Source organism: Streptomyces sp. NPDC037301 (genome assembly GCF_055602785.1).
Genome location: NZ_JBVJWD010000011.1, coordinates 177732 through 183786 on the forward strand (window position 1 = coordinate 177732; position 6055 = coordinate 183786).

At 70.5% G+C, this 6055-nt stretch carries 6 protein-coding genes and 5 tRNA genes; 6 read left to right on the forward strand and 5 right to left on the reverse strand.

The genetic code is table 11. The annotated features are described in order from the left end of the window. Positions 1-47: 47 nt before the first annotated feature. Entirely contained in the window at positions 48-1067 is a 1020-nt protein-coding gene (locus tag ACZ7IB_RS19875; RefSeq protein ID WP_470914022.1) for a LacI family DNA-binding transcriptional regulator, read from the reverse strand. A gap of 244 nt (positions 1068-1311) precedes the next feature. Beyond that, positions 1312-1773: a hypothetical protein gene (locus ACZ7IB_RS19880; protein ID WP_470914128.1), complete on the reverse strand. Its 462-nt coding sequence runs from the start codon at positions 1771-1773 to the stop codon at positions 1312-1314. 202 nt (positions 1774-1975) lie between these two features. On the opposite strand from ACZ7IB_RS19880, the gene ACZ7IB_RS19885 reads away from it, so the two are divergent. Next, positions 1976-2491 carry a DsbA family protein gene (locus ACZ7IB_RS19885; RefSeq protein ID WP_470914024.1) on the forward strand — a complete coding sequence of 172 codons (516 nt, stop codon included), beginning with the start codon at positions 1976-1978 and terminating at the stop codon, positions 2489-2491. A 13-nt stretch (positions 2492-2504) separates the two neighbouring features. On the opposite strand, the gene ACZ7IB_RS19890 is transcribed toward ACZ7IB_RS19885, so the two are convergent. From ACZ7IB_RS19890 to ACZ7IB_RS19900, 3 genes are all read right to left on the reverse strand, one after another. After that, entirely contained in the window at positions 2505-3341 is an 837-nt protein-coding gene (locus ACZ7IB_RS19890) for a GNAT family N-acetyltransferase (protein ID WP_470914026.1), read from the reverse strand. 64 nt (positions 3342-3405) lie between these two features. Continuing rightward, complete coding sequence (locus ACZ7IB_RS19895; RefSeq protein WP_470914028.1) at positions 3406-4227, reverse strand: aminotransferase class IV; 822 nt, start codon at positions 4225-4227, stop codon at positions 3406-3408. Next, the gene (locus ACZ7IB_RS19900; RefSeq protein WP_470914130.1) at positions 4227-5261 is read right to left on the reverse strand and encodes a chorismate-binding protein; all 1035 of its coding nucleotides are present in this window, start codon (positions 5259-5261) and stop codon (positions 4227-4229) included. The genes ACZ7IB_RS19895 and ACZ7IB_RS19900 overlap by 1 nt, the downstream gene beginning before the upstream one ends. Before the next feature lie 163 nt (positions 5262-5424). Between ACZ7IB_RS19900 and ACZ7IB_RS19905 the strand changes: the two genes are divergently transcribed. From ACZ7IB_RS19905 to ACZ7IB_RS19925, 5 genes are all read left to right on the forward strand, one after another. Then, positions 5425-5497, forward strand: a tRNA-Gly gene (locus ACZ7IB_RS19905). 37 nt (positions 5498-5534) lie between these two features. Next, a tRNA-Cys gene (locus ACZ7IB_RS19910) sits at positions 5535-5608 on the forward strand. Position 5609: 1 nt separating this feature from the next. Further along, positions 5610-5681 (forward strand) — tRNA-Val (locus ACZ7IB_RS19915). A gap of 20 nt (positions 5682-5701) precedes the next feature. After that, a tRNA-Val gene (locus tag ACZ7IB_RS19920) sits at positions 5702-5773 on the forward strand. A 23-nt stretch (positions 5774-5796) separates the two neighbouring features. After that, positions 5797-5871 (forward strand) — tRNA-Val (locus ACZ7IB_RS19925). Positions 5872-6055: the final 184 nt, after the last annotated feature.

Sequence of the window (6055 nt, forward strand, 5' to 3'; positions counted from 1 at the left end):
TTGGGACAGGAGCGGCGTGAAAGAAGCCGGGCGGTGGGGCCGCGGCCTCAGCGCGGCGTCGCACTGGAGACGCGCACCACGAGTTCCGGCTGGAGCACCACGCTGCGGTGCTCGTGCGTGCCGCCCTCGTCGTCCGCCTCCTCCAGCAGGAGCTCCGCGGCCATCCTGCCCATGACGGCCGCGGGTTGGCGGACCGAGGTGAGCGGTACGGCAGCGGCGGCGGCGAATTCGATGTCGTCGTAGCCGACGATGGCGATGTCGTGCGGCACCCGCACGCCCGCCGCGTACAGCGCCTGAAGCACACCGAGGGCAAGCAGGTCGTTGGCGCAGAACACCGCGGTCGGCCGCGGCACAAGACCGAGCAGCCGGGCCCCGGCATCGCGGCCCGCCGCCACGTCCAGGCGGTCGGAGGGGATCTCGACGAGCGCCTCGGGCGGCAGTCCGGCGTCGGCGAGGGCCGACAGGGCACCTTCGCGCCTGTCCTTGATCTGATGCAGGTCGCCGGGGCCGCTGACATACGCCACCGAGCGGTGCCCGGCCGAGACCAGATGACCGACGGCGAGAGCGCCGCCGCGGACGTCGTCGACGGAGACCGCGCAGGTCCCCGCGCCGGACGCCACCCGGTCCACCAGCACGAAGGGAATCCGGTGACGGCTGAACGCCCCCAGGTTGCGGCCGGTCGCGTCGGCCGGGGTGACCAGGACGCCGCACACCCGCTGCTCGGCGAAGAGCCCGAGGTACTCGGCCTCCTGGGTCGGGCTCTGGCCGCTGTTGCAGACCATGACACCGAGGCCGGCCGCACGGGCGGCACGCTCGGCACCACGAGCCACGTCGACGAAGAACGGGTTGCCCATGTCGAGGACGAGCAGTGCCATGATCCGGCTGCGGCCCGCCCTGAGCTGGCGGGCCGATTCGCTGCGCACGTACCCGAGCCCCTCGATGGCGGCCAGCACCCTGGCGCGGGTCTCCGGCAGCACCGCCTCGGGCCGGTTGATCACGTTGGACACGGTGCCCACGGAGACTCCGGCCTGCCGGGCCACGTCCTTGATCCCTGCCACACGCGCCACTTGCCCTGCCCCACTGATGCCCTCGGCCGCACAGATCCGCGGCGCCGCCCCATCGTACGGACGCCGTCATGAGGCACTCCGTCGCCCCGGGCCGGTTTCTCGGGGAACCCCCGTAGCGGAATGAATTGTTTCAATCCGATCGGGACGCTCGCTCCATCCCCATGCACCGTCAAGGTGATTCATGAATCGATTCATTCATTCGAGGACGCACACGCCCCCCGCCGGAAGACGGCGGGGGCGCGGGTCAGATTCCGTGCTTCTTCAGAATCGCCTCGATGTCGCTGAAGTCCTCGCCCGACGAGGCGGACTGCTGCTTCGGCTTCGCCTTCGGACGCGCCTGCGTCTGCGTCGCCGGGAGCCGGGACCCCAGGGAGGGCGCCGAAGCCGCGGGAGCGATGGCCTCGCTCTGCGCCGCCCGGCCGGCGGCCTTGCGTTCCTTGCGGCTACCGACGCCGCGGCGCTCGATCGCACGAGTGGTCATGAACAGCAGCCAGGCCACGGCGAGCAGCCCGAAGCCGATCCAGACGCTCGGCTTGAAGGCGATTCCGGCGACCCAGTCCACGACCCCGGTCAGCACCAGGCCGATCGGCACCAGGGAGTAGGCAGCGATCCGGGCCGCGGCGAGGAAGCGCTTCCGGTACGCGGTGACGGCGGCGATGCCCAGGCCCGCCGCGGACGCCGCGGAACAGATGGTCTCGGCAAGCATCGGGGCCTCCAGGCGCAAGGGGAAACGTCCCTTCCATCCTGCACCGGTCACCGCCCGGGCGGCCACGATCCGGGACCACATCAGGGACATTTCAGGGCCGACATCCTCCCCAGGTGCCGATCGGAAGCGATCCGGTCGTACGGAGCCGGAGCGGATCGGCTGCCGATTGGGACGCTCGAGCGGGCCCTGGGAGACTGGCCGCATGAGCGATTCCACCCCCGCAGCGCCCGTCGTCCTCGACGTCTGGTGCGAGCTCCAGTGCCCCGACTGTCACCAGGCCCTCACCGATGTGCACGCCCTACGGGCCAAGTACGGCGACCGCCTCGAGGTGCGGCTGCGGCACTTCCCGCTGGAGAAGCACAAGCACGCCTACGCCGCCGCGCAGGCCGCCGAGGAGGCGGTGGCCCAGGGCAAGGACTGGCCGTACATCGAGGCGGTTCTCGCCCGTACCGACGACCTCGGCCGCACCGGCGAGCCGCTGCTGCTCGAGGTGGCGCGGGAACTCGGCCTGGACGCCGAGGAGATGGACACCGCCCTGATCGACGGACGCCACATGCTGATCGTCGACGCCGACCAGGCCGAGGGCAATGCGATCGGGATCACCGGCACGCCGACGTATGTGATCGGCGGCGAGCTGCTGGACGGCGGCAAGAGCCAGGCCGGGCTGCGCGAACGGATCGAGGAGATCGCAGACCGGCTGCTCGCCGAGCAGGGCTGAGCCGACGCGGCCCCTAGAGCGTCTTGGCCAGGTTGTACTGAGTCGTTCGGTATCCGAGCGACTCGTACAGCCGCAGGGCCGGCGTGTTGGCGGCGAGGACATGCAGTCCGATCCGGTCGTCGCCCGCCCCGAGCGCGATGCGTTCGGCCTGGAACATCAGCGCCCGGCCGTACCCCCGCCCCCGGAACTCCTCACGCACCTCGACGTCGAACACGTAGCCCACCAGCATCCCCGGGTGCATTTCGTGCCGCGCCACCCAGACATGTCCCACGACCTCGTCCTCGTGGACGAGGACGTGCAGATACGCTCCCTCGGTGGCGAGGCCATGCGGCAGGTTCTGGCCGTGGCTGGTCTCGGCCTTCCTCATGGCCTGTTCCACGGGGACGCCACGGTCGATCCAGGTCTGCGCATAGCCGGTGATCGCGTCGCGCTCCCATTGCGCGAATTCGTCGTCCGTCATCGGCCGGGCAATGACACCGTCAGGCAGCGCGGGTGGGGTCTGCGGCAGTGTCTTGACCATGTTCCTGCTGCGCTCGGCGTAGCCCAGCGCCGTGGCCAGTCCTTGCCCCGCGGTGGCCTGCGCCGGGACCGCCACCGTCATCTGGGTGCAGCCCCAGCCGCGCAGCGCCTCTTCGGCGGCCAGCGCGGCGATGGTGCCGCGGCCGCGCCTGCGGCGGGATTCGTCGATGTGCAGGGAGCGGAGCACTCCCGCCCTCTCGCCGAACCCCGGATCCGTGCCGATCTCGACGGCGCCGACGGGCCGCCCGTTGTCGCACACGTCGTACATACGGCTCTTCGCGCCGTCGGCGCCTTGCTGGATCGGCCCGGTCGGCCGGAGGGTCGTGGTCATCGGAGACGTTCTATCCGCTGAGCCCCGGCCCGTCACCCTGTTTTACGGGTTCGAGGTACGCGTTCTACGGGTCGAGGTCGTTCCCGGCCCGCTCGTCGAAGATCCGCATGGCCTTGGCGGTCACCGGTCCGGGCCCGCCCGGCAGCTCCCGGCCGTCCACCCGGTGGACGGCCTGCACATCACGCAGCGTGGAGGTCAGGAAGATCTCCTCGGCCCGTCCCAGGGCATCGAACGGCAGGTCGGTCTCCACGGCCCCCGTCCACTCCACGGCCAGTGCACGGGTGATCCCGGCGAGGCAGCCGGAGGCGACCGGCGGGGTGTGCGCCTGCCCGTCGAGGACGACGAAGACATTGGACCCGGTGCCTTCGCAGAGCTGTCCGACCGTGTTGGCGAAGAGCGCCTCCGACGCGCCGTGCTCATGGGCGCGGGCGAGGGCGACGACGTTCTCGGCGTACGAGGTGGTCTTGAGCCCGGCGAGCACGCTGCGCTCGTTGCGCGTCCAGGGGACGGTGATCACGGCAGTGGTGTCGGGGCGGCGCCCCGCCTCCCCCAGGGCCACGACGAGGCCGGGGCCGGCGTTGCCGCGGTCGGAGCCGAGCGGGGAGAGCCCTCCGGTGTAAGTGATGCGCAGCCGGCCGAGCGCCATCGGGTTGGCGTCGATGACGGCGGTACAGGCGCGGCGCACCTCGTCGAGGTCGGGGTCGGGGAGGCCGAGGCCGCGGGCGGAGCGGGTCAGTCGATCGAGGTGGCGGGTGAGGGCGAAGGGCCTGCCGCCGACGGTCTTGACCGTCTCGAAGATGCCGTCCCCCACGGTAAGTCCGTGGTCCAGCACGGACACCCGGGCGTCGTCGGCGTCCCTCAGTTCGCCGTTGACCCAAATCCTCATCACACGGTCCTTCCAGTCGCTTCGTAAGCGCCCGACGCTACAGCGAGCAGCCGGGAGGCCTTGAGTTCGGTCTCGTCCCATTCGCGCTCCGGGTCGGAGCCCCAGGTGATGCCGGCCCCGGTGCCGAAGCGGAGTACCGGTGCGGTGCGGGTCCGGTCGATCCAGAAGGTCCGTATGCCGACAGCCAGGGAGGCGGTGCGGCGGTCGGCGTCGACCCAGCCGATGCCGCCGCAATAGGGCCCGCGCGGTGCGGTCTCCAGTTCCTCGATGATCCTGAGGGCGCTGGACTTGGGTGCCCCGGTGACGGAGCCGGGCGGAAACGCCGCGTCGAGGAGTTCGGGCCAGCCGGTGCCCTCGGCGAGCTCTCCGCGCACGGTGGAGACGAGGTGGACGAGGCCCGGGTGCTTCTCCACCACGCAGAGGTCGGGGACCGTGACCGATCCGGTGGCGCAGACCCGGCCGAGGTCGTTGCGGACCAGGTCGACGATCATCACGTTCTCGGCGCGGTCCTTCTCCAGCAGATCGTCCTCGGTCCGTCCGGTGCCCTTGATCGGTCCCGACTCGACGATCCGGCCGTCACGCCTCAGGAAGAGTTCGGGGGAGGCTGTGGCGATCCCGACGCCGTGCGCGGGCAGCCGAATCGTTCCTGCATACGGGGCGGGGTTGCCGCGTGCCAGCAGCGCGGTCAGCGCGTCCACATCCGCGGCGGCCGGGTCGGGCAGTGGCGCGGTCATCACCCGGCAGAGGTTGGCCTGGTAGACCTCGCCCGCCGCGATGTACTCACGGATGCGCCGTACGCCCGCGGTGTACGCGGCACGGTCCAGGGACGAGTTCCAGTCACCGGCCGCGGGGCCACGCCAGGCGCCGAGCACCGGGGCGGGCACCGCCTCCGTACGTACGGAGGCGAAGCGCGCGCAGACGAGGCGGCCCTCGAAATCGGCGGATACGGCCCAGAAGCCGGACGAGTCGAGGGCTGCGGGATCACTGGTCACGTCCTGCAGATCGGACGCGACGAGGCCGCCGAAGCGGGCCATTGGAGCGAGGTCGTGCACGCCGTTGAGTCTAGGACGGCGCGCGATGACCTGCGCCGGGGCGAACGCACCTCAGCACGCTGCACAAACGCGTTTTTGTACTGGCCCGGGAATCCGCTAGAGTTCAACACGTCGCCGGGACGCGCAAGCGGACCGGGAAAGACAAGCGGACGTAGCTCAGTTGGTAGAGCGCAACCTTGCCAAGGTTGAGGTCGCCAGTTCGAACCTGGTCGTCCGCTCGCAGAAAGTGGGGGATCTTCCCGAACCCTCACTCCTGGTGGAGTGGCCGAGAGGCGAGGCAACGGCCTGCAAAGCCGTCTACACGGGTTCAAATCCCGTCTCCACCTCCAAGGACGATTAGCTCAGCGGGAGAGCGCTTCCCTGACACGGAAGAGGTCACTGGTTCAATCCCAGTATCGTCCACTGATCCGCAAGGATCCCCCGCGCGATTAGCTCAGCGGGAGAGCGCTTCCCTGACACGGAAGAGGTCACTGGTTCAATCCCAGTATCGCGCACGCAGTACACGCAGGTTTACCCTGCGCGATTAGCTCAGCGGGAGAGCGCTTCCCTGACACGGAAGAGGTCACTGGTTCAATCCCAGTATCGCGCACCAGCAAAAGCCCCGGTCGTCTCGGCGACCGGGGCTTTCTCGTTTCCGTGATCAGCAGCGGCGGGTACCGGTGAGCGGCCGGACGGCGGAACGCACCGCGGGGGGGGGGGGGGGGGGGGGGGGGGGGGGGGGGGGGGGGGGGCGGTGGGGGACCCGCCCCGAGAAGGGAAGGGAGGGGGGCGAAAAG

Bases quoted from the DNA above. Each gene is read 5' to 3' on its own strand.
- ACZ7IB_RS19880 (WP_470914128.1), bottom strand. From the start codon at position 1,773: ATGCTTGCCGAGACCATCTGTTCCGCGGCGTCCGCGGCGGGCCTGGGC.
- ACZ7IB_RS19885 (WP_470914024.1), top strand. From the start codon at position 1,976: ATGAGCGATTCCACCCCCGCAGCGCCCGTCGTCCTCGACGTCTGGTGC.
- ACZ7IB_RS19890 (WP_470914026.1), bottom strand. From the start codon at position 3,341: ATGACCACGACCCTCCGGCCGACCGGGCCGATCCAGCAAGGCGCCGAC.
- ACZ7IB_RS19895 (WP_470914028.1), bottom strand. From the start codon at position 4,227: ATGAGGATTTGGGTCAACGGCGAACTGAGGGACGCCGACGACGCCCGG.
- ACZ7IB_RS19900 (WP_470914130.1), bottom strand. From the start codon at position 5,261: ATGGCCCGCTTCGGCGGCCTCGTCGCGTCCGATCTGCAGGACGTGACC.